The sequence below is a fragment of the Shewanella sp. SM21 genome (assembly GCF_025654335.1).
Lineage (GTDB): Bacteria > Pseudomonadota > Gammaproteobacteria > Enterobacterales > Shewanellaceae > Shewanella > Shewanella oncorhynchi.
This window is the reverse complement of record NZ_JAKKRL010000011.1, coordinates 1-26583: the sequence shown is the minus strand read 5'-3', so window position 1 is coordinate 26583 and position 26583 is coordinate 1. Positions and strand designations below refer to the sequence as shown.

Annotated in this window: 23 protein-coding genes and 1 rRNA gene; 5 read left to right on the top strand and 19 right to left on the bottom strand. The window is 45.7% G+C overall.

The window, feature by feature from the left end:
* Nucleotides 1–6: 6 nt before the first annotated feature.
* From trpS to rpe, 3 genes are all read right to left on the bottom strand, one after another.
* On the bottom strand, nt 7–1005 hold the full coding sequence (gene trpS, locus L5L94_RS15485) for a tryptophan--tRNA ligase (protein WP_131525401.1): 999 nt from the start codon (nt 1003–1005) through the stop codon (nt 7–9).
* Between the two features lie 65 nt (nt 1006–1070).
* Entirely contained in the window at nt 1071–1748 is a 678-nt protein-coding gene (locus L5L94_RS15480) for a phosphoglycolate phosphatase (RefSeq protein ID WP_263163883.1), read from the bottom strand.
* A 2-nt stretch (nt 1749–1750) separates the two neighbouring features.
* Nucleotides 1751–2425 (bottom strand): ribulose-phosphate 3-epimerase, encoded by a 675-nt coding sequence (gene rpe / locus L5L94_RS15475; protein WP_012090481.1) that lies wholly within the window; start codon nt 2423–2425, stop codon nt 1751–1753.
* 276 nt (nt 2426–2701) lie between these two features.
* Between rpe and L5L94_RS15470 the strand changes: the two genes are divergently transcribed.
* Both L5L94_RS15470 and L5L94_RS15465 read left to right on the top strand, forming a co-directional pair.
* Nucleotides 2702–3067, top strand: a complete 366-nt coding sequence (locus L5L94_RS15470) for a hypothetical protein (protein WP_173248104.1) — start codon at nt 2702–2704, stop codon at nt 3065–3067.
* A complete protein-coding gene (locus tag L5L94_RS15465) occupies nt 3067–3252 on the top strand; it encodes a DUF2970 domain-containing protein (RefSeq protein WP_105250532.1) in 186 nt (61 codons plus the stop codon). Before L5L94_RS15470 ends, L5L94_RS15465 begins: the two co-directional genes overlap by 1 nt.
* 18 nt (nt 3253–3270) lie before the next feature.
* Here L5L94_RS15465 and L5L94_RS15460 read toward each other — a convergent pair whose 3' ends face one another.
* From L5L94_RS15460 to L5L94_RS15420, 9 genes are all read right to left on the bottom strand, one after another.
* Nucleotides 3271–4110 carry a Dam family site-specific DNA-(adenine-N6)-methyltransferase gene (locus L5L94_RS15460; RefSeq protein ID WP_131525404.1) on the bottom strand — a complete coding sequence of 280 codons (840 nt, stop codon included), beginning with the start codon at nt 4108–4110 and terminating at the stop codon, nt 3271–3273.
* A 48-nt stretch (nt 4111–4158) separates the two neighbouring features.
* Nucleotides 4159–5595: an AAA family ATPase gene (locus L5L94_RS15455; RefSeq protein WP_263163882.1), complete on the bottom strand. Its 1437-nt coding sequence runs from the start codon at nt 5593–5595 to the stop codon at nt 4159–4161.
* Between the two features lie 18 nt (nt 5596–5613).
* On the bottom strand, nt 5614–6690 hold the full coding sequence (aroB, locus tag L5L94_RS15450) for a 3-dehydroquinate synthase (protein WP_263163880.1): 1077 nt from the start codon (nt 6688–6690) through the stop codon (nt 5614–5616).
* Nucleotides 6691–6699: 9 nt separating this feature from the next.
* A complete protein-coding gene (gene aroK / locus L5L94_RS15445) occupies nt 6700–7215 on the bottom strand; it encodes a shikimate kinase AroK (protein WP_006083542.1) in 516 nt (171 codons plus the stop codon).
* Nucleotides 7216–7431: 216 nt separating this feature from the next.
* Nucleotides 7432–9483, bottom strand: a complete 2052-nt coding sequence (locus L5L94_RS15440) for a type IV pilus secretin PilQ (protein ID WP_263163878.1) — start codon at nt 9481–9483, stop codon at nt 7432–7434.
* A 21-nt stretch (nt 9484–9504) separates the two neighbouring features.
* The gene (locus tag L5L94_RS15435) at nt 9505–10020 is read right to left on the bottom strand and encodes a pilus assembly protein PilP (RefSeq protein WP_105250537.1); all 516 of its coding nucleotides are present in this window, start codon (nt 10018–10020) and stop codon (nt 9505–9507) included.
* A complete protein-coding gene (locus tag L5L94_RS15430) occupies nt 10020–10643 on the bottom strand; it encodes a type 4a pilus biogenesis protein PilO (RefSeq protein WP_105250538.1) in 624 nt (207 codons plus the stop codon). The genes L5L94_RS15435 and L5L94_RS15430 overlap by 1 nt, the downstream gene beginning before the upstream one ends.
* On the bottom strand, nt 10640–11224 hold the full coding sequence (locus L5L94_RS15425; protein ID WP_105250539.1) for a PilN domain-containing protein: 585 nt from the start codon (nt 11222–11224) through the stop codon (nt 10640–10642). The genes L5L94_RS15430 and L5L94_RS15425 overlap by 4 nt, the downstream gene beginning before the upstream one ends.
* Entirely contained in the window at nt 11212–12291 is a 1080-nt protein-coding gene (locus L5L94_RS15420) for a pilus assembly protein PilM (RefSeq protein WP_263140930.1), read from the bottom strand. The genes L5L94_RS15425 and L5L94_RS15420 overlap by 13 nt, the downstream gene beginning before the upstream one ends.
* Before the next feature lie 188 nt (nt 12292–12479).
* Between L5L94_RS15420 and L5L94_RS15415 the strand changes: the two genes are divergently transcribed.
* Nucleotides 12480–15002 carry a penicillin-binding protein 1A gene (locus L5L94_RS15415; RefSeq protein WP_263147668.1) on the top strand — a complete coding sequence of 841 codons (2523 nt, stop codon included), beginning with the start codon at nt 12480–12482 and terminating at the stop codon, nt 15000–15002.
* Between the two features lie 100 nt (nt 15003–15102).
* Here the strand turns inward: L5L94_RS15415 and argH are convergent, their stop codons facing one another.
* The 5 genes from argH to argC all read right to left on the bottom strand — a co-directional run bounded on the left by argH (nt 15103) and on the right by argC (nt 20589).
* Nucleotides 15103–16470: an argininosuccinate lyase gene (gene argH / locus L5L94_RS15410; RefSeq protein WP_219251822.1), complete on the bottom strand. Its 1368-nt coding sequence runs from the start codon at nt 16468–16470 to the stop codon at nt 15103–15105.
* A gap of 108 nt (nt 16471–16578) precedes the next feature.
* The gene (locus tag L5L94_RS15405) at nt 16579–17817 is read right to left on the bottom strand and encodes an argininosuccinate synthase (RefSeq protein ID WP_263147671.1); all 1239 of its coding nucleotides are present in this window, start codon (nt 17815–17817) and stop codon (nt 16579–16581) included.
* A 59-nt stretch (nt 17818–17876) separates the two neighbouring features.
* Complete coding sequence (locus L5L94_RS15400; RefSeq protein WP_219251823.1) at nt 17877–18782, bottom strand: ornithine carbamoyltransferase; 906 nt, start codon at nt 18780–18782, stop codon at nt 17877–17879.
* Nucleotides 18783–18794: 12 nt separating this feature from the next.
* On the bottom strand, nt 18795–19577 hold the full coding sequence (gene argB, locus L5L94_RS15395) for an acetylglutamate kinase (protein ID WP_106649098.1): 783 nt from the start codon (nt 19575–19577) through the stop codon (nt 18795–18797).
* A 31-nt stretch (nt 19578–19608) separates the two neighbouring features.
* The gene (gene argC / locus L5L94_RS15390; protein ID WP_263147675.1) at nt 19609–20589 is read right to left on the bottom strand and encodes an N-acetyl-gamma-glutamyl-phosphate reductase; all 981 of its coding nucleotides are present in this window, start codon (nt 20587–20589) and stop codon (nt 19609–19611) included.
* An 884-nt stretch (nt 20590–21473) separates the two neighbouring features.
* On the opposite strand from argC, the gene ppc reads away from it, so the two are divergent.
* Together ppc and L5L94_RS15380 are read left to right on the top strand one after the other, a co-directional pair.
* Nucleotides 21474–24143, top strand: coding sequence for a phosphoenolpyruvate carboxylase (gene ppc / locus L5L94_RS15385; RefSeq protein WP_219234812.1), 2670 nt, complete (start codon nt 21474–21476; stop codon nt 24141–24143).
* Entirely contained in the window at nt 24143–24688 is a 546-nt protein-coding gene (locus tag L5L94_RS15380) for a DUF1439 domain-containing protein (protein ID WP_263147679.1), read from the top strand. The genes ppc and L5L94_RS15380 overlap by 1 nt, the downstream gene beginning before the upstream one ends.
* A 91-nt stretch (nt 24689–24779) precedes the next feature.
* Here L5L94_RS15380 and L5L94_RS15375 read toward each other — a convergent pair whose 3' ends face one another.
* Together L5L94_RS15375 and rrf are read right to left on the bottom strand one after the other, a co-directional pair.
* Nucleotides 24780–26054 (bottom strand): CinA family nicotinamide mononucleotide deamidase-related protein, encoded by a 1275-nt coding sequence (locus tag L5L94_RS15375; protein WP_173248122.1) that lies wholly within the window; start codon nt 26052–26054, stop codon nt 24780–24782.
* Between the two features lie 302 nt (nt 26055–26356).
* Nucleotides 26357–26472, bottom strand: a 5S ribosomal RNA gene (rrf, locus tag L5L94_RS15370).
* Nucleotides 26473–26583: the final 111 nt, after the last annotated feature.

Below are 26583 nucleotides of genomic sequence, written 5' to 3'. Positions count from 1 at the left end.
GATTGATTACACTAACAAACCAATCTTCTCATACACTTTCTTCAGGGTCACTTCGGCACGCGCCTGCGCACTCTGTGCACCAGCTTTCATCACTTGGTCTAAGTAAGCACGGTCGGCACGAATCGCGCGGTAACGCTCTTGCAGTGGCTCTAACATGCTCACAACCGCTTCACCTGCTGCACCTTTCAAATGGCCATACATCTTGCCTTCAAACTCGGCTTCTAGGCTCGCAATGCTTTGCCCTGTCACACCCGACATGAGACTCAGCAAGTTAGAAACACCCGGTTTATTATCCACATCAAAACGCACGACTGGCGGCTCATCACTGTCTGTCATGGCTTTTTTCAGCTTCTTCAGCACTGATTTCGGATCTTCTAGCAGGCCGATAACGTTATTACGGTTGTCGTCTGACTTAGACATCTTCTTTAGCGGCTCCTGCAGCGACATGACTTTAGCGCCAAGTTCAGGAATAAACGGCTCAGGAATGGTGAAAGTATCACCATAGGCATTGTTAAAACGAGTAGCGATATCACGCGTTAACTCAAGGTGTTGTTTCTGATCTTGGCCAACGGGGATTTCGTTCGCTTGATAAATCAGAATATCCGCCGCCATCAACACTGGGTAGCCAAATAAACCCACGTTGATGTTGTTAGCGTGCTTTTGTGATTTATCTTTAAACTGAGTCATGCGGCTCAACTCGCCCATTTGGGTATAGCAGTTTAATGCCCAACCCAATTGCGTATGTTGTGGCACCTGTGACTGGATAAACACTGTACTCTTTTTAGGATCGACGCCACAGGCCAAATACAGGGCTAAGGTATCTAAACACGCTTCGCGCAACGCTTTAGGATCTTGGCGCACGGTAATGGCATGCAAATCGACGACACAATACAGGCAGTCGTGGCTATCTTGCATCGCAACCCATTGACGCAATGCACCCATGTAGTTACCTATGGTTAATTCGCCGGACGGCTGTGCACCGCTGAGTACTATGGGTTTGGTCATTACGTCATTGCTCCACTATCTATATAAAAAGACTAAAAAATCGACTAAAGAACAGGTAACCCCCATTACTTGGTAGGTTTTACCCAGTTCAAAATCTCACTAAATTGCTCACATACGGCATCTGGGCCACTGAGCCCAATATCTTCACCGTAGTTGTAGCCGTAGGTCAAGCCGATTGACGCTATCCCAGCCGCTTTCGCGGCTAAAATGTCATTTTTAGAATCGCCGACCATCAATAACTCAGTTTTCTCCAATTGCCACTCATGCAATAAGTGCTGCAGCGGCAAAGGGTCGGGCTTCATCTTAGCTAAGGTATCGCCACCTAACACTAAGCTGAAAAAGTCGTTAATCCCAAAGGCATTGAGTAATGGCATGGTAAAACGATAGGGTTTATTGGTAACAACCGCTAACTTAAAGCCTGCATCAAACAAAGTTTGCAGCACTTGATGCACGTCGCTATACAGCGCACTGTGCTTTTCAAGATTTTCTTGATAATGATGCATAAAAATCGGCATAGCCGCATCAAGGGTTGTTTGCTCAACATCCGTACCCAAAGCATGACTCATAGCACGGCGCATCAACATCTCTGCACCGTTACCAACCCAAGTACGAACTTGCGCCTCAGAGCAGCTCTTCAAACCTAACTCAATCAAGGCTTCCTGCGTAGCAACGGTTAGGTCCGGCACACTGTCAATCAGCGTGCCATCTAGATCAAACGCAATCGCTTTAATCTTATCCCACATGGCTATGCCCCAACTTTAGCAAGTTCGGCACGCATCTCATCAACAACGGCCTTATAATCGGGCTTGCCGAAAATAGCCGAGCCCGCAACAAACATGTCCGCACCGGCGGCCGCGATTTCTGCGATATTGTCGACCTTAACGCCGCCATCGACTTCTAAACGAATATCAAAACCACTGGCATCAATACGCGCACGCACTTGGCGCAGCTTATCTAAGGTCGATGGGATAAAAGATTGCCCGCCAAAACCAGGGTTCACTGACATCAATAGGATCACGTCGAGTTTATCCATCACATGGTCAAGATAATGCAGTGGTGTCGCAGGATTAAACACGAGACCCGCCTTACAACCGCACTCTTTGATGAGCTGAAGAGTACGATCGACATGCTCAGAGGCTTCAGGGTGGAAAGTAATAATAGACGCGCCCGCTTTAGCAAAATCAGGCACGATACGGTCAACCGGCTTGACCATCAAATGCACATCAATATCAGCGGTAATCCCATAGTTACGCAGTGCTTGGCACACCATAGGGCCAATCGTTAAGTTAGGAACATAGTGATTATCCATCACATCAAAATGTACTACGTCGGTTCCCGCATCTAACACAGCTTTTACATCGTCACCCAAACGGGCAAAATCGGCAGATAAAATTGATGGAGCAATCAAGAATGGACGCATAAAACACTCGCTGCTATTTGGATAAAAAGTGCCTTATTTTACCCTGAGCCAAGCTAAGCCTCTATAGCTAAAGCCACATTTCTGGCAATTGATCCGCTATGCCGATGTCAGTAAAGCAGCACACTCTGCAGCTATCGCAGTAAATTGGGGCTTAGATTCGGTAAAATAAGCTAATATTTCCGAGCATTTTGGCTGGAATTGATAATTTTTTGTTCATAAACTAAGCGAGTTTGTTATACTCGAGGCGCAGTGCTGGTTCATTCCAAAGGAAGCGTTATGATGGAGCGGTTTAGTCAGTTTTCACACTATGTTAGGTCGGTGACATTTAAGTCATCTATGATGTTGGCATTTACTGCAGTTGTAGTGGCCACGCTAGCTTTGGGCGTTGAAAAACTTACGGAAAATACCGAAACTGCATCTTGCGCTTGTAGCAATGACACTCGTTACAACAATGCACTGCCCAGTAGCCACCCTAATAATCGCTGCGCCGATCAAGCACAAACCTTAAGCTGGAAAACGTGGCTTACAGGTAAAAACCGTTCGAGTCAGTTCCACTTTGTCGATCTACTTGAACTATTACATGGTCATCAAGATAAACCTATGGATGATCTCAAGCCCACTACGTCGCATCTCGCCTATTAATGCTTAGCCGAATTTGGCAAGTATTCCACAGTACCGTTGCAGCTTTTTTCGGGGTACAAACTAGCGAAAATCGTAAAAAAGATTTTCAAACCAGTTCCCCATTGCCCTACATAGTGATGGGCATAGTGTTAGCTGTCATCTTAGTGGCAAGTCTGATGTTTCTCGTAGGACAAGTGCTTAGCTAAACGTTATTTATGTTGAAACTAGTCGTCTTTTGGATCGTAGTTTTCATCATATAACGCCATCAACTCATCCACTTTGTTACGACCACTGCCATTTTGACTAATGTTGCGTTGCACTTGAATTTTCGCTAAATGCGCACCGCGATATAACTCGCGAGTTAATGGAATATCGTGATTACTAATCAATACCGGAATACCACGCTCTAACGCGGTATGGCGCGAATGACGAGCCAGCAGTGCTTGATCGTCTAAACTAAAACCTGCACCAACATATGTCGTGAAACTGGATGTAGTAGATAACGGTGCGTAAGGTGGATCGCAATAGATAACATCGCCACTGCGTGTCTGCTCAAAGGCTTTTTCGTAACCAATGCATTTAAACTCAGCACGTTGCGCTTTTTCAGAAAAGGCCCAGATTTCCTTTTCGGGGAAATAAGGTTTTTTATAGGAGCCAAAGGGCACATTGAAGCCACCCTTACGGTTATAACGGCATAAGCCATTAAAACCATGGCGATTTAAATAAAGAAAATACACAGAACGCTGGAAAGGGTCGCGACATTTATTAAAGTCGGTCCGCACCTGATAGTAAGCTTCCTTTTGATTCATCTCATCGACAAACAATGCTTTAGCGGCGGCAATGTATGCTTCTGGTTGATGCTTCACTATCTGATATAACTCGATCAAGTCCTGATTAATGTCACAGAGCAGGTAGCTAGGATAATCCGTATTCAAGAAAACGGATCCTGCACCCACAAACGGCTCGACCAAACGGTCTCCTGCGGGTAAATAACTGGCTAAATCATCCACCAATTTAAATTTACCGCCAGCCCACTTAAGGAAGGCTCTGTGTTTTTTTATCATTTAACTTGATGAATGCCGACAAAAATAAAGGCCATGATTGTACTCTGTTTATTCTGAAATTTCACGATTTGAGAGACTTTCTTCTACTTGATAATCTTTCAAATCGGCCCATTTTCTGACCCAAGGTTGCTCAAAACGATACTCCTTAACCAATTGAGCCGCCGCATTCGAAGCCAATTTGCTACTGCTGTAGTGCCCAACGAGAACAACCCACCGCTGTTTATACTTTGCGACTCGAACACCCTCGACATTCTCAAGACTCTTTAATGTCGAACGCAGGGTATCTAACTGAGCAACACTCGCTATTTGTACGGTATAACCTTTGAGTGGCTTTTGCGGTTCCAAAACTGTTTTATCAACCTTTGCAGCCTCTGGCGCTGGAGACTGAACATCTACCGTTTTAGCTTGAGGCCCTGCATCCACAGTTGGCTCATCATCACCAAAAGACTTGCTACTCACTTCACCAACACTCACTAAGGCTGCATCATCAGGCTCTGGATGTGGTGCCTCACCATGAAATTCACTTAATGGATCGACAGCCGGTTCTGTTTTGGCTTTGGATGTATCTAGTTCGTTAACTTTCACGGTTACAGTGGCAAACTTTAATTGTTCAGCGCGCAGAGCAAAATAGGGTGCTAAGATTTTTTGCCCATAGGACAAGAAAGCGGGGGAATCTATCGCAGGAAAAGTCGCAGTCTCTATGGCTTGCTCTTCAGAAAATGGTTGAGTAACACCAAGCCAAATACCTAGCGCTAACAACATGCTCACAGCTGTCACCACCACAGCTTTATATTTCACCCAAGAAGATGTTTTCTCTTGCGGGCTATGCAAGGCTTTATCTAACAGATTGACCACTTCTTGCGGCGTACCCGTTTGCTTCTCAAGCTGACTGCGTACGATTTCCCTTGGCGTAAAAGGGTTTTGATCGCTGTATCTCAGCAATGTTTGATACAAAGCTTCACGCTCTGGCATGGTTAACGGCTCAATACTGATAGGTAATATTTGCCGCCGCAATTGCTCGGGTAATTGTGGCAATAGGTCCGCTAAGAATGCCGGTGGAACCGTGAGCGTGACGGCAATATTCTTACCCGCACACTGGATCTGATTGAGAATAATGCACTCAGCCCATAATGCCTTAGGCAATAAATGCGCATCATCGATAATGATATGTAAGGGTTTAGTTTGCGTGCTCGCAAGCCGCAACAGAGTATCGGCGAGGGGAATGTCGTCGTCAAAAATAGGGGATGAAATTAGCTGGACTAGAATTTTGCGGCGTATCTCAGCGTTATCGGCATGCATAGGACAAATCACAAATGCCGCATTTGACTCGTCAAAATCGGTCGCTAATCCGGTAACTAAGGTCGTTTTTCCTGAACCGCTGACACCAGAAAGCACCAGCAGCTGATCGCTATAACTGGCAACATGATGCATTCTTTGTATGAGGGCTTCCTGAGAAGGAAGCAAGACAGAACCCTGAAACGTCACTCGCCCACCACACAGTTTTTATGCGCAGCGAATAACCTGTTCAAGGGTAGATTCTGTGACTTGACTAAACACATCCGCGCGGCCTATTGCCGTTGGGAGCACCAGTCGAATCTGACCGCCTAAAACTTTTTTATCGCGTCGCATATGTTGAATGAAACTGTCGAAATCCATAGATTCCGGCGCACTCACTGGAAGATCAAAAGCTTGTAGTAACTGTATGATACGACAAACGATTGACTCATCGATAAGCCCCAGTGCCTTAGCTGTTTTAGCAGCAAGGACTGTGCCAGCTGACACGGCTTCACCATGCAGCCAATTACCGTAGCCCATTTCGGCTTCAATCGCGTGACCAAAGGTATGACCCAGATTCAACAAAGCACGCACGCCCTGCTCAGTTTCATCTTGGCTAACCACATCAGCTTTAATCTCACAGCAACGAGAGATAGCATAAACTAATGCTTCGGCATCTAAAGTTTTTAGCGCCGTTACATTATCTTCAAGCCATTGAAAAAAATCAGCATCCCACATGATGCCATACTTGATGACTTCCGCCATTCCCGCCGCAAACTCGCGCGCTGGAAGCGTATGTAAACATAAAGTATCGATAAGCACGATTTGTGGCTGATAAAAGGCCCCAATCATGTTTTTACCAAGAGGATGGTTAACAGCCGTTTTACCGCCGACGGAAGAATCCACCTGCGACAATAAAGTTGTCGGAATTTGAATAAAATCGATCCCACGTTGATAACATGCCGCGGCAAAGCCCGTCATATCACCAATCACGCCGCCACCCAAAGCCACCAGCATAGAATCTCGACCATAGTTTTGCTGCAGCAGTGCAGTAAAAATAGTATCTAGATGTGCTAAGTCTTTGAATTGTTCGCCATCGGGAAGGATAACACTCTCTACCTCACCAAACGAAGCCATCGTCTCTTGTATCTGTTTAAGATACAAAGGCGCGACAGTTTCATTGGTGACGATAAGAATACGTTTTTTAAGCAGGTAGCGAGACAAAGTCTCGCCATCACTCATCAAATTCTGGCCAATGTAAATGGGATAACTACGTACACCTAAATCAACCTGAATTTGCTTCATAAATTCTGCCTAAAAACCTAATTGCTCAATGATCTGATTTGCGACGATCTTTGCGCTTTGATCATCGGTTTTGACAATCACATCGGCAATTTCTTCGTACAATGGATTACGGATCTCTGCAAGATTCTCCAACACTTCTCGAGGATCATCCACTTGCAATAATGGGCGTCGCTTGTCTCTTTGAGTACGAGCGACCTGTTTGTCGATAGTGGTTTCCAGGTAAACCACAATGCCACGAGCAGACAGATGATTACGGATATCTTTGCTTTGTACTGAACCACCACCGGTGGCAAGGACGATACCTTGTTTCTCAGACAAATCAGCAATAACCTGAGCTTCACGACGACGGAAGCCTTCTTCACCTTCGACGTCAAACACCCAAGCAATATCAGCGCCTGTGCGTTGTTCAATCTCTTGATCCGAATCGTGGAATTCTAAATGCAGCATTTGCGCCAGATGGCGACCAATTGTGCTTTTACCTGCGCCCATAGGGCCTACCAGAAAAATATTACGTTTTTCAGCCATTTCTTGTACGTCTGAATCTTATTGAAAAGTATGCCTATATCGACTCAACATCAAGCCGACCTATATGTTACCTTGCTCTTATGAGACTTGACCGAGGATTATCTCAGCTTAGGGTCTACTATGGCAAGCCATGTGCGCTATTTATGCAAAGAATTGTATTCCAGTAATAATAAAGCCAGCAATCACTGCTGGCTTTAGTCGATACATAGCAAGTGCTTAGATCTTCTCACCGACTATTTTGGGGGTTACGAAAATAAGTAGCTCTTGACGCTCATTTTTGTCTGTTGTGTTCCTAAACAGGAAACCGACTAAGGGAATGTCACCGAGAATAGGGACTTTACTCACACGGCTGATCAAGTTTTGCTGATAAATACCACCAAGGACTATGGTTTCACCGTTATCAACTAGCACTTGAGTGCCAATACGTTGAGTATCGATGGCGACAGCGGGACCCGTTGGTGTGTCAACCGTCTTGCCCTGAGAGTCTTGGGTGATTTCCAAATCTAAAATAACGCGGTTATCAGGTGTAATTTGTGGTGTAACTCGCAAGGACAACACGGCTTTCTTAAAAGTGACCGAGGTTGCACCGCTTGAAGTCGACTGCACATAAGGTATCTCCACACCCTGCTCAATATAAGCCGCCTTTTGGTTAGAGGTAGTAATACGAGGGCTGGCGATAATTTCACCTTTATTTTCTTGCTCTAACGCACTCAATTCCAAATCAAGAATAGTACCATCTGCCAACTTAGCAACGTGGAATGCGATACTTGTTGGATTGGTCACTGCCGCAGGCAAATTAACGTTCAAACGTTGGTCAGGAGTTGGAATGATGCCGTTGGCAATACTCTGAGCACCTTCTAATGTACCAGAAGTTCCCTTACTGCCCTGCTGATCCGTTACGCCCCAACGTATGCCTAAGTCTTCAGAGACATCATCTTTGACTGTTACCATACGTGACTCGATCAGCACTTGACGAATAGGGATATCGAGTACTTCGACTAAACGATGGATGTTCTCAATCGTTTCTGCCGTATCTTTCACAAGTACAGTGTTGGTACGTTCATCGACCGCGACTGAGCCGCGTGGCGATAGTAAGCTAGAATCTGCGCTTTTAAGCAGCTCAGCAATGTCGATCGCTTTGGCATAGTTAATTTGCAAGTACTCAGAATACAAAGGTGCTAACTCTTTAACTTCTTGCCTATTTTTGAGATTTTGGCTTTCACGAATAGCCAACTCTTCGCTCGGTGCCACCATTAAGATGTTGCCTTCGATACGTTTATCTAGGCCTTTGGTTTGTAGAATCAAATCTAATGCTTGGTCCCAGGGCACATCATCCAATCTCAAGGTGATGTTGCCTTCAACAGTATCACTCGTGACTAAGTTAAAATTGTTATAGTCAGCAATGATCTGCAAAACAGTACGTACAGGGATATTTTGAAAGTTAAGCGACAAAGTACGGCCATTGTATTTTTTAACATCTTTCTTGGCGGCAACTCTCTCAACTTTATTCATCGAGAGTCTAAAGAGATTATCCTCTTGCTTATAACTGAACTCATATTCCCCAGCAATATCAACTAAAATGCGCGTTGTTAGATCTTCTTTAAATGTCTCGAAGCTTTTTACTGGTGTTGAAAAATCTTTCACATCCATAACATAAAGCAGATCACTATTAATATCAGTGTTATATAACTTAACTTCGAGTTTAGCGCCCACTTGCTCAACGTTAACGGCAACCGAGCGGTTATTCAAATAGACCAATAACTCACCGCCACCATTTTCATTACGACGAAAATCGATATTTTTAATGCTGTTAACGAAGGGATTTTCTGCCTGAGTCTGAGCGCCTGCAACCTCATCATTAATAGTGAGTCGATATGAGTTGCCCATGACTGAACCTTGGTAAGGTTTCACTTTGGACATACCTAAGGTGACTTTAAGACGAGTATCTTGCTGCTCAGTCATCATGTCAGTTACACCGACTTGATTAATGGGTAAGCGATCCTTAGATAAACCAGAAATACTATTCTCAAAGGTTAATACGAGCTCTGCAGGCGAGGCATTAGAGTCAATAACTGGCGGAGTGACCGCTTCTTCAAATACCAATTCTAGCTCTAACTGGTGGTCAACCAAGGCATGGTACTTAACATCCATTAATCGGTTTGCAGCATAACTCGATGGCAAAATTCCAAATACCAATGCGATCCCAATAACAGACTTGATTAAGCCTGAAGAAATTAACGGGACTTTTATCGCGGCAGAAGATTTCATTATTCCCTCATCCTTCGCTCGTTATTCTCCAGAAAGTTCTAAATTGCTCGTCCTTTCGGACCAACAACCTGAACCATCTGGAATTAATTCTACTACTTCGACATTTTGTGAAGTAACTTTAGAAATGCGTCCATTAAACAGACCTAAATACTCACCAACGCCCATCCGATAAACACTGCCGTCATTTGTTTCAACTAACGCCCAAGTTGTATCGGCTTCACTTAAGGTGCCACGCATTTTTAAATTATCTAAAGGATAAGTTTCTAATCGTCCTTTTCGACGCTTTAAGTCCGGTTGTAAACAATCTTTGCTGGTATCAACAACTTCTTCCGTTAACTCACGCGAAGGTGGTACAAAAGGGCTACGCATTAATTCGGCTTGATAGGCAAAGTGCTCAAATCTTGGCGGCTCTTTCAAGGGCGGGATATGAGCAACGTGTTGCGCTTTGGTTGTAGTAACAAATAGCTCTAAATCACTACGATCGCCAACACAACCCATTAAAAAAAGACTCAAGGCTAACAAAGGTAAGAATTTCATTATTTCTTCCCCTTATTAGCAGGTTTTTCAGGCGGTAATTCAGCCCCTTCTTTAAAGCGGTATGTCTTGGCTAAGATATCCATTGCTAAGTTGCCGGCTTCATCTCGCTTAATGGTGAAATCATGGAGGCTAACGATACGCGGCAGCTTAGCGACACCACTCACCATACTACCTAGCTGATGGTAATCTCCCGTCACAGACATTTTAATTGGAAACTCAATATAGAAATCCCGCTGAATTTCGGCCTCCCAATTCAAACTATTAATTTTGAGTCCTGCATCCGTAGCCACAAAAGTTAAATCGTCTAGCAAACCTGGCATTTCATTTTCAGATGGCAGCATCTTCAGTAACTCTGCAAACTGTACTTCCATCGTCGCTAGCTGATCTCGGTAGAGTTTTAAATTTGCCGCAAGTTGATACTTATTCTTGAAATCATCTCTGAGCTGCACTTCTTTATCTTGCTCTGCGGTATAAATATCTACCGAATCGGAGACGACCAAGAAATATCCCGCAGCAAAAACACAAAGTGCTAAAAGGATCGCGAAAAAGGTTTTAACTTGATTTGGCCAACCACCAATATTTTCAAAGTCGATATCATTAAATTGACTTAGATCGAGTTTCATTTACTCGCTCCTTTTGTCATTTTCTCAGGCTCGTCTACACTCGCGCCTTTAATAGTGACTCTCAAACTAAAACGCTGTAATTGCCGTAACTCTTCATTTTGGGTCACGATCGACTGCATATTAGGATCGGTTAACCATTCGGAAGTTTTCACTTTTCGCATCATGTTGGCGACGTTATTGTTCGATTCACTACGCCCTTCAATCAGCAACAAACTGCCCTTTTTCTCTAGGCTAGACAGATATATTCCTGGAGGTACAATTCGAACAAGCTCATCTAACACGTGAGTAGGCAAATTACGGGATTGCTGTAGATTAAGAATAATTTCTGTACGCCGCTCAATGTCTTTCTTACGTTCAGTAATTTTCTTGATCTCAGAAATTTGCGTTTCAAGCAGACTGATTTCCGATTGCAAATAAGCGTTACGTGCTTTTTGCTCATCGGTCATAACATCTAATAAAGATACTGCGACATAGACTAAAATCGCCGACGCTAAAAATACTGCCGCTAAAATACCAATATAGTCGCGCTTTTGTTTTTCTCTCGCCTCTTCTCGCCAAGGGAGTAGGTTTATGTTCGCCATTGACCGTAACTCCTCAATGCTAAGCCACAAGCAACCATATATTTGCTGATTGTAGGTTGCAGCGCACTTTTAACCGACTCATCGGCATGCAAACACCCTTGAAAAGGATCGGCGATAATAGTGTGAACACCCAATTCATTCGTCAGTAAATTAGCCATACCTTCTAATTTAGATGTCCCACCGCATAATACGAGATAATCGACTTTATCTTTACCGCTGGAAGTGCAATAAATCTGCAGCGTACGTTTTATTTGTTGTAATAGCTGAGTTTGAAAAGGTGACAAAACTTCAAACATATAATTTCGTGGTAAGTCGCCTTCAATCTTTGCTTTCTCAGCTTGATCATAAGACATGCCATAGAAGGATAATATTGACTGAGTAAATTGCTCACCACCGAAAGCTTGCTCACGAATAAAAGTCGTCTCACCCGATTCAACCACAGAGAAAGTCGTCATATTCGCGCCGATATCAACCATAGCGACGGCTTTATGTTTCGCTCCTTCTGGAAGCTGGGCCATAATTAGCTCGGCAGCTCGACCTAGAGCGTAACCTTCAACATCCACCACTTTAGCCTCAAGTTCAACGCTATCCAGCGCATCGACTCTGACATCAATATTATCAGTGCGGCATGCGCTCAACAGCACATCAACTTTAGTAGGATCGGTACTGTTTACGTTTAGCGTTTCAAAATCTATGCTAACTTCATCGAGTGAATACGGAATAAGGTTATCGGCTTCAATTTCTATCTGTGCCTCCATTTCTTCCTCACTAAGGGAGGCATCCATGTAGATCACTTTCGTCATCACAGCAGAACCCGAAACAGAAACAGCGGCATATTTAACGGATTTAGGCAGGCTACGTTTTATTTGCTTAAGGCATTCAACAACGGCATCAGCATCACGAATATCATGATCGTTAACGGCCCCCTTCTTAATGGGTACCGCGGCATGACTCAATATTTTGTATCCGTCAGCAGTCTTACTCAACAAAATGGCCTTAACTTCATGGGAACCGATATCGATTCCCACCATCTGCGGAGCCTGACGCTTCCATAAATTTGAAAGCATATCCATTGTCACTTTTTTATTTATATTTCAGTAAAAGAGATTAGCACAAAATCAACTTGTTATACTTACTTGTATCGAATGTTTCATCATTTTACAAATGCTATTTTGTGAGTCTCACGTTTTTACTTCACCAAGACGTGTGCGCCTTATATACTGTCGCACTTAACAGAACATTAGGATAAATTTTGGTGAAGTGGTTAAAACGTATTGTTATAGCACTATTCAGTCTAGCCCTTTTGGGCGTAGGCGCCATTGTGGCAGCATACTTTTATGTTTTGCCGGATTTACCGGATGTTTCAACACTAAAAAATGTGCAACTTCAAACACCTTTACGTATTTACAGTAGTGACGGCAAACTTATTTCTCAATTCGGTGAGAAACGTCGCATTCCACTAACGTTAGACGAAGTGCCAAAACCTCTGCTACAGGCGTTTATCGCAACCGAAGATGCCCGCTTTTATGAACATGGTGGTATAGACCCTGTTGGCGTGCTTCGCGCCGCATTAGTGATGTTGACCACTGGTGAGAAAAAGCAAGGTGCGAGTACGATTACCATGCAGGTCGCGCGTAACTTCTTCTTAACCCGCGATAAGACTATTATTCGTAAAGTGAAGGAGATTTTTATCTCCTATCATATTGAAGAGTTGCTCACCAAAGATGAAATTTTAGAGCTCTACGTAAACCGCATTTACTTAGGCCAACGGGCCTATGGGGTTGGGGCTGCTGCGCAAGTGTATTTCGGTAAAAACGTGCAAGAACTCAGCTTATCTGAACTGGCCGTTATTGCAGGCCTACCCAAGGCGCCCTCTACACTCAATCCAATCACGTCACCTTCGCGTGCATTGGCTCGCCGTAATGTCGTCCTCATGCGGATGAATGAAGTCGGCTACATCAGCCAAACCGAATACCAAGCAGCACTACAAGAACCATTGGTGGCCAGATATCATGGCGCTGAAATTGATCTCTATGCCCCTTATATTTCTGAAATGGCTCGGGATTACATGGTACAGAAGTACGGTGAAGAAGAAGCCTATACCAATGGCTACAACGTCTATACGACTATCTCATCGGATCTACAACTTAAAGCTCAACAGGCACTGCGTAATAACGTCTATGCCTATGATGAACGCCATGGCTACCGCGGTCCTGCTGCCGTGTTGTGGACGGACGAAAAACCTGAACCTGCTCAAATCAAAACTGAACTAGCCAAGATTGCTTCAGTACAAGAATTGCAACCCGCCGCAGTCATCAGCATTGCAGATCAGCAAGCAAGTATAATGACCGCCAAAGGCGAAACTAAAGTCATTACTTGGGATGGATTGAAGTGGGCACGTAAGTTTATTACTGATAAGCGTCAAGGTAGTGTACCGAAATCAGCTTCTGACATACTCAAGGTCGGCGAGCGTATTTGGATCCGTGATAACGGCCAATATTTGCAACTATCGCAAGTACCAGAAGTCGCCAGCGCAACAGTATCACTCGACCCCAAAAATGGTGCTATTCGCACTTTAGTTGGTGGTTATAGCTTTAGCCAAAGCCAATACAACCGAGTGACTCAAGCGAAGCGTCAATTAGGTTCGAATATAAAACCTTTCATCTATGCCGCAGCATTAGAGAAAGGCTTTACCTTAGCGACCCTCATAGACAATGCGCCAATTAATAAACCCGATATCAGCCAAGGCACAGCATGGCGCCCTAAAAACTCACCCGATATCTATGGCGGCCCCACTCGTTTACGTGTGGGTTTAGCGCAATCTATTAACGTTATGTCTGTGCGTGCAATGCGTCATGTCGGACTCGACGAAACCATTGCTCAACTCGTTGAATTTGGTTTTGATCCTAACGACTTACCTCGCAACGAATCGATTGCATTAGGTTCGTCTTCAGTCACGCCATTGCAAGTAGTTACTGCATTTAACGTATTTGCTAACGGCGGTTTCTTACTCGAACCTTTCTATATTGATCGCGTAGAAGATGCTTACGGCAATGTTATCGAAAAAGCGAACCCTACATTGGCCTGTAAGCCTAGCCAACCAGTTACACCGAGCGACTCTATAGCGTTCAGCGTAAGTGGAGACTCTGGTGCTGAGCGTAGTGCACCTGTTGCGCAGTGTTTCAATCAAACCGGTCGCTACGCTCCGCAAATTATTTCAGAGCAAACGGCATTCCTCATTACCGAAGCACTGAAGAGCGTGATCTGGGGTGGGGGCGATTGGAGTAAAGGCACGGGTTGGCAAGGTACGGCTTGGCGCGCGGCAAAATTGATTAAGCGCCATGATATTGCAGGTAAAACGGGTACAACCAACGAATCGCGCGACACTTGGTTCAGTGGTTTTAGCCCAGTCATCACTAGCACTTTCTGGGTCGGTTTCGACGATCACGGTCGCCAACTGGGCAGAACCGCATGGAATGCAAACGGCGAAAAAGATCAGATAACTGGCGCCGAAGCGGGAGCGAAAACAGCAGGTCCGGGCTGGAACGAGTTTATGAACAGTGTCTTACAAGGCACACCAGAGACAACCTCGATTCCGCCAGAAGGCATAGTTTCGGTACGCATCGATTTAGCGACGGGTAAACTTACCCGAAAAACCGACTATACCAGTGCGTTCGAGTACTTTATTTCAGGTACGGAGCCGAAGGAATACATCAGCGAAACTCAGGATGAAAACAATTTATTCATCGATGCACCAACCGATGATTTATTCCAATAAACAAATGCTAAAAAGTCATTACCACTAATTGTGGCCCAATAAAAACGCGACCTAATGTCGCGTTTTTTATTGGCTTGAATTGTGGATTTGAATAACTCGCTTAACGAACTTTCTTGGCCGCAATCGCCTGCTGAATTTGTGGCAATGCAGTACCACCGAGCACGTCGCGTTTCGCTAAACAAGCTTCAATAGTCAGGTTTGGATAGACATCATCTTCAATGATAGCGGCAAAAGTTTTTAATTCGGCCAAGGAGAAATCCTCGAGCGGAATTTGCTTCGCTATCGCAGCAACCACGACTTCACCCACAACATGGTGCGCCTCACGGAAAGGCATACCTTTAGACACGAGATAATCCGCAAGCTCAGTAGAATTTGCATAACCTTGCTGTGCGGCTAACAGTGCATTAGGACGATTGACCTTCAAACCTGACAACACTAACGCCACCATATCGAGGCAAATTGCCCAGCTATCAACTACGTCAAACAGGCCTTCTTTATCTTCCTGCATATCTTTGTTGTACGCCAAAGGCAGTGCTTTCATCGTCGTGAGAATGCCCACTAAGCTGCCATACACCCGGCCGGTTTTGCCACGGATAAGCTCTAATGCGTCTGGATTTTTCTTCTGTGGCATCAGGGATGAACCCGAGGTCACTTCATCACTCAGGGAAATAAAGTTCGCTTCACCTGAGTTAAAGAAAATCAAATCTTCAGCCATACGGCTTAAGTGCATCATGCTGATCGATGCGGTTGAACAAAGCTCTACCACGTGATCTCTGTCTGATACACTATCTAAGCTATTCAGCGTTGGCGAGGCAAAATTAAGCGCAGCAGCCAGTGCATGTCTATCTATTTTATAAGCTGTGCCCGCAAGGGCACCAGAACCTAATGGACAGGTATTCGCGCGGGTTAACGCATCGGCTAAACGGCTGATATCCCGCTCAGTCATTTCCACATACGCTAAACACCAGTGGCCAAATGTCACAGGTTGCGCGCGCTGCAAGTGAGTATAACCCGGCATTACCGCATCAAATTCACGCTCAGCCAACGCCAGTAATTCAGCATGTAAGCCTTGAAGGCGCGCGAGTAATGCTTTGCCTTCGGATTGACACCAAAGCTTTAAATCGGTGGCAACTTGATCGTTACGGCTACGACCGGTGTGCAATTTCTTACCGAGATCGCCCACTTTGGCAATCAAAGCCGACTCGACGAAACTGTGAATATCTTCGGCGCCCGAGGCGAGAATAATCGCTGGATCGCCCTGCACTTCCACCAGCAAGTCATTGAGTGCTTTTTTCAAGTCTCGGCATTCAGTTGCCGAGATAATTCCCACGCTGGCAATCGCATCCGCCCAAGCAATGGAGCCGACCACATCCTGTTCGAACAAGCGATAATCCACAGGCAACGAATCGTTGAATAATTTGAATAGCGCGCTCGTTTCGCCCTGAAATCTTCCACCCCATAAAGCCATGCTAACTCCCCTTACTCACTACTTATTTAAAATCGACTCATCTGAATCAAAAACTCAATCAAAACCTAAAAACAAAAAAGGGCGCTAGGCGCCCTTTTACACGACCTATTACTTACCCTTAACGTCATTAGCGTTGAGTGCGCGGATGCGGCTCGCTAATGAGTACAGGCGGATAAAGCCTTCTGCATGTTTTTGATCGTACACTTGATCTTCACCGAAAGTCGCAAACGCTTCAGAGTACAAGCTGTTAGGTGAACGTTTCTTCACTGCGCTCGCTTGGCCTTTGTAGAGTTTAACCACAACTTCACCGTTAACTGATTCAGCCAGTGACTCAGATGCTGCCAGCAATGACTTACACAGTGGCGTGAACCAACGGCCGTCATACACTAAATGCGCCATTTGTGCGGCAACTTGCTCACGCCAGTTACGGCTAGTCTTGTCGAGAACAAGCTCTTCAATTGCACGTAGTGCTGCGAACATCACAGTGCCGCCGGGTGTTTCATAACAGCCACGAGACTTCATGCCGACTAAACGGTTTTCAGTAATGTCGATACGACCCACACCGTGTGGCGCAGCAATGGCGTTTAATGTCATCAGCGCAGCATAAGGCGTTAGGGCTTCACCATTCACTTTAGTGATACGGCCATGTTCTACTTCTAGCGACACATATTCAGGCTTGTTCGGTGCATCTTCAGGATCGGCAGTCAGTGTCCATACGCCTTTGCTTGGCTCGTTCCATGGATCTTCTAACTCACCACCTTCATGGGAAATATGGAAAGCGTTGGCATCACGGCTATAGATTTTAGTCGCTGACGCTGACGTCTTGATGTCACGTTCAGCTAAATAGGCCAGTAGATCTTCACGGCTCTGCATAGTCCATTCACGCCATGGGGCAATCACTTTTAAATCAGGTGCTAATGCGGCGAAGCAACCTTCGAAACGCACTTGGTCGTTACCTTTGCCGGTACAACCGTGACACAGAGCATCGGCGCCCACTTTACGAGCCACTTCAACCTGCGCTTTGGCAATAATAGGACGCGCCATTGACGTACCGAGTAAATAAGTGCCTTCGTAAATCGCACCGCTCGCAATCGTTGGGTAGATATAGTCTTTAACGAATTCTTCTTTTAGATCGACGATATGACATTCAGAAGCACCTGAAGCTAAAGCTTTTTCAGTCAAGCCAACCAGCTCTTCTTCGCCTTGGCCAACGTCGGCGCAGAATGCGATGATTTCACAGTTATCGTAGTTTTCTTTTAACCAAGGAATAATGGCCGAGGTATCTAGACCACCTGAATAGGCTAAAACCACTTTTTTCACGCCAGTATTTTTGTTCTCGATAGACATCTTAAATTCCTATGACTCGTTTCTCTCAAGGAGAAAACAGGCTGCTAAACAGGGTTAATTTAACTAAATAAGGTTACCAGTACCGCATTTTGGGCATGCATCCGATTTTCGGCTTGTTGCAGAATTAAGGAGCCTGCACCGTCCATCACTTCATCTGTTACTTCTACACCACGGTGGGCGGGCAAACAATGCATAAAGAAGTTAGCGCCCGCTTTCGCCATCAAAGCTTTGTTTACTTGGTATGGTGCAAACTTCGCTTTGATATCAGACAAAGGCGTTGGATCGCCCATTGAAATCCAAGTATCAGTATAAATAGCGTCGTGACCTTCAATCGCATCGATATCTGAAGTCAGCACTATCTTGCCGCCATATCGTTTGGCGAGCTCTTGCACTTCTGCCACTACGTAGCCATCAGGAAAGTGACCCGCTGGGCAGATCACTGTCATGGTGGCACCGAGAATAGCCGCACAGTACATCAGCGAGTTAGTGACATTATTACCATCACCAACATAAGCTAATTTAGCTTTACTGACATCCTCAAACTGCTCTGCCAGTGTTAAAAAGTCAGCTAAGGCTTGGCAAGGATGATAAAGATCCGACAGCGCATTGATCACGGGCACTGAGCCGAACTCGGCTAATTGTTCGATAGTGGTGTGTGAATAGGTTCTCGCCACAATTGCGTCGGCCCAACATGACAGGTTAGAAGCAAAGTCAGCAACCGATTCCCGTTTTCCCAGTTCACCATTTTGCTGGTCTAGGTATAAACAGTGGCCCCCGAGCTTATTAATACCGATATCAAAGCTAACGCGTGTTCTGAGTGAGGGCTTTTCAAATAACATCACCACACTCTTGCCATCCAGCGCATGACGATACTCAGCCGGATTGGCTTTAATCGTTTTTGCCAAGGCAATTAGATCCTGTAACTGCTTCTGGGTTAAGTCTTTTATCGATAGTAAATGCTTCATAACCTACTCCACTTATGGTTGGATTTGTGTTCCTACGGCTTCACCTTTTGCTAATGCGATTAATTGGCTTGCATCACGCCACGAGGCAACTTGTACCGCCTGCCCCATCCACTGTGCGACTTCGAGCGCAGCTTCAACTTTGACCTTCATTCCTTTTTCGATCACACCTTGCTTAACAAGGTCTGCTATCTGCTTGCCATTTAAACTGTGGATGAGCTGGCCTTTACCATCGAGCACCCCAGAAACATCCGACAGTAGCACTAACTTGCCGCCCACTAATTTGGCTAAGGCCGTCGCAGCTTGATCAGCATTGACGTTAAGCATTTGGCCATCGTCCATCATGGCGATAGAGCTACAAATCGGCATCCAACCTTGGGCGAGGATAAACTTAAGATAAGTGCCATCGTTTGGCGTGACTTCGCCCACTAGGCCTAAACGCTCATCTTTAATCTTAGCCGAAACAGTATTGCCATCGGCGAGGCTCATGCCCACACTCACAATGCCAGCCTTAGTCGCTGCGCCTTGAAGAATTTTGTTCGAAGTCCCCGCAAGTGCGCCGGCAATAATCGGCATTTGCTCGGGCGGAGTCACACGCAAACCTTCTAACTTGACGGTTTCCATACCATTCGCTGCTAGCTGCTCATCCACCAGACAGCCGCCGCCATGCACCATCAACACTTGCTGACCATTGGCTAACATAGCCGCAGCCGTATCCATCAATCGCGCCATCCCCATTTCACATTGCAGCAGCGCGCCGCCCACTTTAAGCACTAATACTGAGTTGTTTGTAGACATCTTGACGACTCTCTTAAATAAGGATGAACAATTAAAGGTTAAAATGAATCTTTATGCATTGCAGCGCTTGGCTGGCAGCACCTTTCATCAAGTTATCGATGGCACTGGCTACCACTAAGTAACCGCTATTCTCATCAAACTTCCAACCTAAGTGACAGTTAGGTGTCAGCACCACATCGTCTACTTTCGGGAACTGATTGTGCTTCACGGTGACCAATGGCGCCTTGTCATACACGCTATAGGCCGCGGCCACATCGGCAGTCGTAGTACCTGGTTTTAGCTGTACGGTAATGGTCGCTAAAATGCCACGCTTAAAGTTACCAAGGTGCGGTGTAAATATCACTTCTTGGCCAAGCTGAGTGGCAATCTCGGGTTGATGTCTGTGGCCTAATACGCCGTAGGGTGTCAGGCTAACTTCACAAAAACTGGTGTGTAACTGCGCTTTACGGCCCGCACCTGTTACGCCGCTCACAGCATTGATTACCGGATAAGCCGATGTCAGTAAACTCACTAGCGGCTTTAACGCTGTCAATGATGCGGTCGGGTAACAACCTGGCACGGCAATCATCTTAGTCGCAGCGATTTCTTTAGCATTCCATTCGGCAAGGCCATACACGGCTTTGGCTAAAACTTCAGGATATTCATGCTCAAAGCCATACCACTTCGGATATTGCGCCACATCACTGAAACGATAGGCACCGCTTAAATCGAATACCGCTAACCCTTGGCTATAAAACCAAGCCGCTAAATGCAGGCTCACCGAGTGCTCAGTCGCTAACACCACGGCATCGGCTTCGACAACGATTTTTGCCTTAGCTTCATCGGACAATGGCGACAGCGTTAATGCGATATGGCTATAGCTAGGATACAAATCCGCTAAAGGCTTACCTTTATCTAAACTGTTTTCAGAAACATACAACCCTTGAATCGTCAGTTCTGCTTCTGCATGGATTAAAGCGGTCAGTTGCGCGCCTGTGTAACCACTGGCACCAATAATGGCGATATTTTTCATGTTTTTGTCTTATTAACCGAATCAAAGAAACTTAAAGAGTAGATGAATAGCTTACACGCAACCGCGCATATCTATGATGACAAGACTATCGTCGCAGGAAATCGTAATAGGTTGTTATTTTATTCACTGTCAGGCTAATACTGTACATCATGATATTCACTCTACAGGTCACAGGGGGTGACTCATCTCAACTGATGGCTAGACTACCACAAAGATCTACTTATGCAATATATGTGAATATATATTTTTAATTTATTTTCATATTTTAAGCTCAAACTGGGATATCGAAGACACGCCTCCCATTCAGCTAACTCGTTAATAACACAGTTATCCAGGGTCAACATGAGTCAAAATCAGTCCTTTTCATTAACAGCTAAGATACATGTCTGCAAAGCATAAAATAATGCACTTCATATTCACTTGCACTAATCATCAAAAAATATTGCGTGACTTCGCATTTCTATTGAATATTCTTCATCAAATACCGTGATTGGTTGCATATCGGATAAGCCAGTCGTATAAGTTATAAGTTCTGCTGTTGACCATAGCCCCAAGTGATAGGTATTGTGCTAACGGGCTATATACCCAAGCTACCTGAAGATACGAGTTTCAGAGCGCCTAGGGTGCTTCAATTCAAGGCGCATCAATGAAAGAATGTCGGCCACCTTTTAAATTGATGCAACACGGAAGTGGAGTGCCCTAGGTGCTCCGTCCCGGCGGGTTTTAACGCACTTTATGCTGCGTTGGTTATTTTTAACTTAGCCCGCTAGGCCTGCAAATAACTGCCTTGCCTAAAGTGCGTTAAACTCCCGCTGAATCCTGCATCTTCAGGTTGTTTGGGTATATACACAGCGGATTTTCATGTTTTTCTATTCGGAGTAACTATGTCAGTAACCATGGCAGACAATATGACAGATATGTATGCGTCATTAAGATCGAACGTGAGTATGTTAGGCCAAATCCTTGGCGATACTATGCGTACCCATCTTGGGGACTCTTTTCTTGAGAAGGTTGAACAGATCCGTAAGCTTGCCAAAGACTCACGCCGAGGCGATCAAGCCGCCAGAGAGCAAATGCTCGAGTTACTGACAGCTTTGCCAGACGAAGAATTAGTCCCTTTTGCAAAAGCTTTTAACCAATTTCTTAACTTAGCTAACTTATCCGAGCAATTTCATACTATCAGTCGTAATTGCGACGAACTTGTCTGCGTGCCAGACCCAGTGGAACAACTCCTAGGCCGCATGCTCAATGGTCGTGTCGACCAAGCTAAAATGCTCGACTGTCTAAAAACACTGGATATCGATCTGGTGCTAACAGCGCACCCCACTGAAATTTCCCGTCGCACCCTGATCCAAAAATACGCCGCCATTGTCGACTGCTTAACAGAGCAAGAAAACGACCAACTATCGGATAGAGAACGTCAACAGATCAATCTGCGCCTGCGCCAATTAATCGCGCAAATATGGCACACCAATGAGATCCGCCGCGAGCGCCCAACTCCAGTAGATGAGGCTCGCTGGGGATTATCCACCATTGAAGAGTCACTCTGGCATGCGGTGCCTGACTTCTTAAGACAACTTAACGATCGAGTGCAGCAACGCACAGGGCAGCAATTACCGATTGATATCGCGCCAGTGCGCTTTTCAAGCTGGATGGGCGGCGATCGCGACGGCAACCCGTTTGTTACCGCAAAAGTCACCCAAGAGGTGCTCGATCGTAACCGCCATGCTGCCGCCAGATTATTCTTAAAAGACATAGTCCTACTGGTCGGTGAACTGTCGATGGAAGAAGCCAATGATGAGTTAAAGGCTTATACCAATAACAGCTGCGAACCTTACCGCCACGTGCTGCGATCTATTCGTCAAAGACTGCGTGACACCATAGATTATTTAAATGCGCGCATCGAAGGCCACAATCCTGAAGTCGATAAGTCGAGCCTGATTTGGCAAGAAAGCGATCTCAAAGCGCCGCTAGAAATGCTCTATAAGAGTTTAACCGACTGCGGTATGCGCTTAATCGCCAACGGTTTATTGCTCGACATTCTCCGCCGTCTCGCCTGCTTTGGCATTCATATGCTCAGGCTCGACATTCGCCAAGATGCCAGCCGTCACAGCGATGTGCTCGCCGAGTTAACTCGCTATCTCGGCATGGGTGATTTCAACCATTGGGACGAGACTGAGAAGCAAGCTTTCCTATTACGTGAACTCAGCAACCGTCGTCCACTGATCCCAAGTAACTGGCAACCCTCGGCCGATGTGGCCGAAGTGCTTAATACCTGTCGTTTGATTGCTAAACATCCGGCAAAAGCACTCGGATCCTATGTGATTTCGATGGCGGGTAAACCATCGGATGTCTTAACGGTTTTACTGTTACTCAAAGAAACAGGCTGTTCGCATCCAATGCGCGTGGTGCCACTGTTTGAAACCTTAAGCGACTTAAACAACGCCGCTGCATGTATTACCGATTTGCTCGATATTGACTGGTATCGTGGCTATACCAAGGGCATGCAAGAGGTCATGATTGGCTACTCTGACTCAGCTAAAGATGCCGGTGTTATGGCGGCGGCTTGGGCTCAGTATCACGCCCAAGAGCAGTTAGTGGCAGTCTGTAAACAAGCGGGCGTCAAGCTCACACTATTCCATGGCCGTGGTGGCAGCATTGGTCGCGGGGGTGGTCCTGCACACAAAGCAATCCTATCGCAACCACCAGGTTCGGTAGATGGCCGCATTCGCGTGACTGAGCAGGGCGAGATGATCCGCTTCAAGTTTGGCTTACCAAAACTCGCGGTTCAAAGCTTGGCCCTGTATACCTCGGCCGTATTGGAAGCAACCCTGTTACCACCGCCAGAGCCGAAGCAAGAATGGCGCAATTGCATGCAACGTATCGCAGAAGAATCAGTGGGTGCTTACCGTGGCATAGTGCGTGATGAACCTGATTTTGTGGCTTATTTCCGCGCGGCAACGCCAGAAGTGGAATTAGGAAAACTGCCACTCGGCAGCCGCCCAGCCAAACGTCGTGTCGATGGTGGGATCGAAAGTCTGCGAGCTATTCCGTGGATTTTTGCTTGGTCGCAAAACCGCTTGATGTTACCTGCATGGCTTGGCGCCGGTGAAGCACTTCAAGCCGCCTGTGAACGCGGTGAAATGGGCTTACTGCAAGAGATGGAACGGGAATGGCCTTTCTTCAGCACTCGCATTTCAATGCTGGAAATGGTCTACGCCAAGGCGGAACCTAATTTGGCCCGCTACTACGAAACCTGTTTAGTACCGAAAGACTTGCATCACTTAGGCGAAACCTTGCGCCAACGCTTGGATCTGGGTATTAAAGTCGTGCTTGAACTGACAAAATCAGATAGTTTAATGGCGCATACACCGTGGAATCGCGAATCAGTTAAACTGCGAAATCCGTATATCGATCCATTAAACTTCTTACAAACCGAGCTATTAGCGCGGACACGTAAGGAAACAACCGAAACTCCTGCGTCTGAACATGTACAGTTAGCGCTAATGCTGACCATTGCAGGTGTGGCAGCGGGTATGAGAAACACTGGTTAATGAAAAAACTTTCCCGCACGATTTGCTTGGGACTGACTGTACTGCTTGGCGGCTGCGTCTCGCAGTACAGTATCAGCGAGCACGAAATGGAGCAGTACCTCAGTAAAGAGATCCATTTTGAGATTAAACAAGGCAATCAATTAGTTGGCGCAGAAGTGCGCATTAACGACATCAGTGTCAAGCTAGGTGTAAAACCTGACACTATGAGTGTAAGTGCCGCAACTCAAGTATCAATTAAGAATCCGATCTTTCCATTGAGTGCCAAACTCACTACGACTTTCGAAGCTAAGCCTTGGTATGACAGCGCAACGCACAGTGTCTATCTGCGTCAGCTCGAATTAGTCAAAGTGGAATCAACGCCCAAGGATATTGAAAAAGCGATTAGCAGTGCCACACCGCAGGTGATGGGTTATCTAAGGCAATTCTTAGAAAACCAGCCTGTGTATGTACTGGATACCAAGGACAGTAACCAAGCACTGATGGCAAAAATGACCGAAAGCATTCAAGTTGCCCCAGGCAAATTAGTGCTTAAGTTCACTAAATAATCTGCCATTTTTGTATCTCTGTAGAAGTTAAAATGCTCCCTCGGGAGCATTTTTGTTGGCGGGCATAAATGGATATATACCCGTATAAGAGTTACTTACTGAATCGCCCAATCGACTGATAATCGACGATCACAGCTTCAGCTAAAAGCTCACGTCTTAGCATATCGTAAGCCACAGCAGCACTTAAACTGCGTACCAGATCCCGTGAACGTCTCGGTAGTTTAATCATCTGACTATAAACACCGCCGCGAGTTGCTAAAGCGATCGCCACAGTGCCCACAGGTTTCTCATCTGTGCCACCATCGGGCCCCGCAATTCCACTAGTTGCCAGCGCATAGTCACTGTCTAAAATTTGCCTTGCCCCCTTAGCCATTTCTTCTACAGTCGCAATGGAGACTGCACCATGATCATCTAAGGTTGAAGGATTAACACCTAACACGCGAACTTTAGATTCATTACTATAAGTCACTAATCCGTGCTGTAAGTAAGATGAACTGCCGGGGAAATCAACTAACTGACTGGTGATCATGCCGCCGGTGCAAGACTCGGCAACGCTTAAGGTCAAGCCTGAGTTAAGTAGCTTATAATGAATTTCTTCGGCAAGAGTGGCTTTATCTTCCGCGACAACCGCAGTACCCAGCACCATTTTGATGTGCCCAGCGACGCGAGGTAATACTGCAATCGCCTTCTCGCCACGGGCGAAAATCTTAATCTCAATATGCGGCATAGAAGAGCGGTAACCAATAGTAATGCCTTCTGGCAGCTCTAGCGGTTCTAACTTATCTGCCAAAGCGGACTCACCTTGGCCTATGGTCAATAGTTTCTTTAAAGCAACCTTGGAATCAAGGTTAAACTCTTCGCGAATAAAGGGCACAAACTGCTCTGTAACCATGTGCTTCAGCTCAAAAGGCACACCAGGCGTGAAGAATAACCAAGCGCGATTAAGTTTAACTCTAAAACCACAAGCGGTTCCCACAGGGTTATCAACCATCACAGCTGAGGCTGGTAGCATAGCTTGCTTGAGATTACTTAAAGGCATTTCACGGTTATTACGGGTAAACCACTCCTCTAAACGCTCACGCCACTCCGCATTCTCAACCAATGGTTCGCCCTTCGCCTTCGCCATCGCTAAAGCAGACATATCATCACTTGTGGGCCCAAGACCACCATTAACGAGAATCACATCTGCATGTAAGCTACGTTCTTGGAAAACCGCAATCAGATCCTCGAGGCGATCGCCGACGGTTACTCGACGCTGGATCTCGACACCATGCTCCATCATAGTACTGGCAAACCAAGCGGCGTTGGTATCAACAATCTGTCCCGCCAACACCTCTTCCCCAGTGCAAATCATCTCTAACTTCATCTCAGATCCTTATCTACCCCAATAAATTAAAACATAAGGTAAGTAACCGCTTAACTAATAGCAATAGCTAGGCTCGATCGAGAACTAAGATCGCTGTAGCAAAATCGGAGCATTGACAAAATAACCGTACAAATAACCGACAACTATTACTTATTATTGATGTCATGAAGAGTGTTAAGGAGAGAAAAATAGGAGGAAAACAGACTAATTAAATAGAAACAAGGCTGGATTTAACAAATTGCAAATGCAAAAAAGCCAGCTTATTCAGCTGGCTTCGTTGCATCTCAATGAGATAATTAGGCGCTTGGCGATGACCTACTCTCACATGGGGAGACCCCACACTACCATCGGCGCGTTTGCGTTTCACTTCTGAGTTCGGGATGGGATCAGGTGGTTCCACAAGGCTATTGTCACCAAGCAAATTCTGTTTATTACCGTGTCCATCTCTGGCTCACGCAAATAATAATTCGGAAAGCTGATTTTCTGTTGAGTTTTTAACTTCATCAAGTGTCGATATTCTGTCTAAGGC

Bases quoted from the DNA above. Each gene is read 5' to 3' on its own strand.
- trpS (WP_131525401.1), bottom strand. From the start codon at position 1,005: ATGACCAAACCCATAGTACTCAGCGGTGCACAGCCGTCCGGCGAATTA.
- L5L94_RS15480 (WP_263163883.1), bottom strand. From the start codon at position 1,748: ATGTGGGATAAGATTAAAGCGATTGCGTTTGATCTAGATGGCACGCTG.
- rpe (WP_012090481.1), bottom strand. From the start codon at position 2,425: ATGCGTCCATTCTTGATTGCTCCATCAATTTTATCTGCCGATTTTGCC.
- L5L94_RS15470 (WP_173248104.1), top strand. From the start codon at position 2,702: ATGATGGAGCGGTTTAGTCAGTTTTCACACTATGTTAGGTCGGTGACA.
- L5L94_RS15465 (WP_105250532.1), top strand. From the start codon at position 3,067: ATGCTTAGCCGAATTTGGCAAGTATTCCACAGTACCGTTGCAGCTTTT.
- L5L94_RS15460 (WP_131525404.1), bottom strand. From the start codon at position 4,110: ATGATAAAAAAACACAGAGCCTTCCTTAAGTGGGCTGGCGGTAAATTT.
- aroB (WP_263163880.1), bottom strand. From the start codon at position 6,690: ATGAAGCAAATTCAGGTTGATTTAGGTGTACGTAGTTATCCCATTTAC.
- aroK (WP_006083542.1), bottom strand. From the start codon at position 7,215: ATGGCTGAAAAACGTAATATTTTTCTGGTAGGCCCTATGGGCGCAGGT.
- L5L94_RS15440 (WP_263163878.1), bottom strand. From the start codon at position 9,483: ATGAAATCTTCTGCCGCGATAAAAGTCCCGTTAATTTCTTCAGGCTTA.
- L5L94_RS15435 (WP_105250537.1), bottom strand. From the start codon at position 10,020: ATGAAATTCTTACCTTTGTTAGCCTTGAGTCTTTTTTTAATGGGTTGT.
- L5L94_RS15430 (WP_105250538.1), bottom strand. From the start codon at position 10,643: ATGAAACTCGATCTAAGTCAATTTAATGATATCGACTTTGAAAATATT.
- L5L94_RS15425 (WP_105250539.1), bottom strand. From the start codon at position 11,224: ATGGCGAACATAAACCTACTCCCTTGGCGAGAAGAGGCGAGAGAAAAA.
- L5L94_RS15420 (WP_263140930.1), bottom strand. From the start codon at position 12,291: ATGCTTTCAAATTTATGGAAGCGTCAGGCTCCGCAGATGGTGGGAATC.
- argH (WP_219251822.1), bottom strand. From the start codon at position 16,470: ATGGCTTTATGGGGTGGAAGATTTCAGGGCGAAACGAGCGCGCTATTC.
- L5L94_RS15405 (WP_263147671.1), bottom strand. From the start codon at position 17,817: ATGTCTATCGAGAACAAAAATACTGGCGTGAAAAAAGTGGTTTTAGCC.
- L5L94_RS15400 (WP_219251823.1), bottom strand. From the start codon at position 18,782: ATGAAGCATTTACTATCGATAAAAGACTTAACCCAGAAGCAGTTACAG.
- argB (WP_106649098.1), bottom strand. From the start codon at position 19,577: ATGTCTACAAACAACTCAGTATTAGTGCTTAAAGTGGGCGGCGCGCTG.
- argC (WP_263147675.1), bottom strand. From the start codon at position 20,589: ATGAAAAATATCGCCATTATTGGTGCCAGTGGTTACACAGGCGCGCAA.
- ppc (WP_219234812.1), top strand. From the start codon at position 21,474: ATGTCAGTAACCATGGCAGACAATATGACAGATATGTATGCGTCATTA.
- L5L94_RS15380 (WP_263147679.1), top strand. From the start codon at position 24,143: ATGAAAAAACTTTCCCGCACGATTTGCTTGGGACTGACTGTACTGCTT.
- L5L94_RS15375 (WP_173248122.1), bottom strand. From the start codon at position 26,054: ATGAAGTTAGAGATGATTTGCACTGGGGAAGAGGTGTTGGCGGGACAG.